Here is a 2144-nt window from a genome sequence, read left to right as displayed (position 1 = left end):
GCCTTTTCGCCATAGGTGCCGATATGGGCCGAGCCGATGGTGAGGTTGAGATCGGACAGCGCGCGGGTCAGGTGATAGAGCAGGCCAGTGCGGTCGAGGCCGGAAATCTCGATGACCGTAAATTTGTCGGACAGGGCGTTGGAAATGAAGATTTCGGTGGGCACCGAAAAGGGCCGCAGGCGCCTGTTGTAGCGCGAATCCACGCCCAGATCGGCAGGGAGATATTTGCGGCCCTCGAGCAAAGCCTTGACGGTATCGGTAATCCGGGACGCCCTGATCTTTTCGTCTTCGTCGGAGGTGAAGGCGCGGCGCAGGCGGAAGGTATCGAGCGCGTAGCCATCGCGCGTGTTGAAAATCTGCGCCCCGATGATCGAGGCGTCTGCAGTGGTGCAGGCGCCGGCGATCAGCGAGAGAAGGCGTGGGTGATCGGGGGTGTAGAAGGTAACCTCTGTAATACCCTCGAAGGCCTTGATGGAGGTGGACCCGGCAAAGCTGGAATTTTTCGCCTCCGCGGCATCGATCATCTGCGCATGGGCGAGTTGGAGATCGGGTTCGGCGCGCAGCCAGTAATTGGGGAACTGGCGCTCGATATAGGCATCGAGCCGGGGCGGCGTCCAATCGGTGAGCCCGGCGCGCAAGGCGTCCTGGGCCTCGATGATCCGGTCGTGCTGGGAAACCTGGGAATGGCCACCCGAAAGGAGCGGTTCGGTTGCGTAATAAAGCGCGCGCAGGAGCGAGCCCTTCCAGCCTGTCCAGGTGCCCGGACCTACGGCGCGGATATCGCAGGCGGTGAGGATCATCAAGAGCGCGAGACGCTGGGGGCTTTGCACGATCTGGGCGAAATTGCGTGCCGTATCGGGGTCCTGGATGTCGCGGGACTGGGAAATCTCGCTCATCAGAAGATGGTAGCGCACCAGCCAGGCGACGGTATCGGTTTCGGCAGCAGACAGGCCAAGGCGCGGGCAGAATTTGCGGGCGATGGCTTCGCCGGCTTCGGAATGATCCTCGGGGCGGCCCTTGGCGATATCGTGCAGGAACAGCGCCACATAGAGCAGGCGCACATCGGAGAGATGGGGCAACAGCTCGTGGGTGAGCGGAAGCTCGTTTTTCAGCCCGCCATTGGCGATGTCGGCCATGACGCCGACGGCGCGGATCAGATGCTCGTCCACAGTATAGTGGTGATACATGTTGAACTGCATCAGCGCGACGATCTTGCCGAATTCGGGCACCAGCTTGCCCAGCACGCCCGATTCATTCATGCGGCGCAGGATGCGCTCGACCGATTTGGGGCTGGTGAGGATTTCGAGGAAATAGGCGTTTACCCGCTCGTCGGCCCGCAATTTCTTATCGATCAGGCGCATCGACCGGGTCAGAAGCTTGAGCGCATCGGGGTGGAACATCACCCCTTCGCGGCCGGCCACCCAGAAAATCTTGACGATGTTGACCGGGTCCTTTTCGAACACCTCGTCATCGGCGACGGTGATGCGGCCATGCTCGAGGACGAAATCGGTTTCGCCCCGGATCTGGCGGCGCGCCTTGCGGAAATTGCCGAACACGCGGCCAAAGGCATCGACCTTTTTGGCGTGGGCGAATTCGAGCGAGGTGCAGAAGATGCGGGTCAGATCGCCCACGTCCTTGGCGACTAGGAAATAGCGCTTCATGAAGCGCTCGACCCCGAGCATGCCGGCGCGGTCGTGATAGCCCATGCGCTCGGCCATTTCCTGCTGGATCTCGAAGGTCAGCCGGTCATCGGCCCGGCCGACGAGAAAGTGCAGATTGCAGCGCACGGCCCACAGGAAATCCTCGGCGCGCTGGAAGGCGCGGTATTCGGTTTTGGAAAACACGCCCTTGCCGATCAGTTCGGGGTAGGTCTGGACGCGGTAGAAATATTTGCCGATCCAGTAGAGCGTATTGAGATCGCGCAACCCGCCCTTGCCGTCCTTGACGTTGGGTTCGACCACGTAGCGTGTATTGCCCTGTGCATCGTGGCGGGCGTCGCGCTCGGCCATTTTCGCGGCGATGAATTCGGGGCCGGTCTTTTCGACGATCTCGGTGTCGAAGCGCTCGCGCATCTGGTTGAAAAGCGTATCGTCGCCGACAAGGAAGCGGCTTTCGAGCGTTGCGGTGCGCACCGTCATGTCCGA

1 protein-coding gene is annotated in these 2144 nt (G+C 61.4%); it reads right to left on the bottom strand.

Going from position 1 to position 2144, the window contains the following annotated elements:
* Window positions 1-2144, bottom strand: a 2144-nt coding sequence (locus B3187_RS05575; protein ID WP_286805017.1) for a [protein-PII] uridylyltransferase, incomplete at both ends; no start/stop codon positions are given.

The organism is Marinimicrobium sp. UBA4209, from assembly GCF_002381585.1.
Taxonomy (GTDB): domain Bacteria; phylum Pseudomonadota; class Gammaproteobacteria; order Pseudomonadales; family Cellvibrionaceae; genus Marinimicrobium; species Marinimicrobium koreense.
This window is presented reverse-complemented; position numbering and strand designations above follow the sequence as displayed.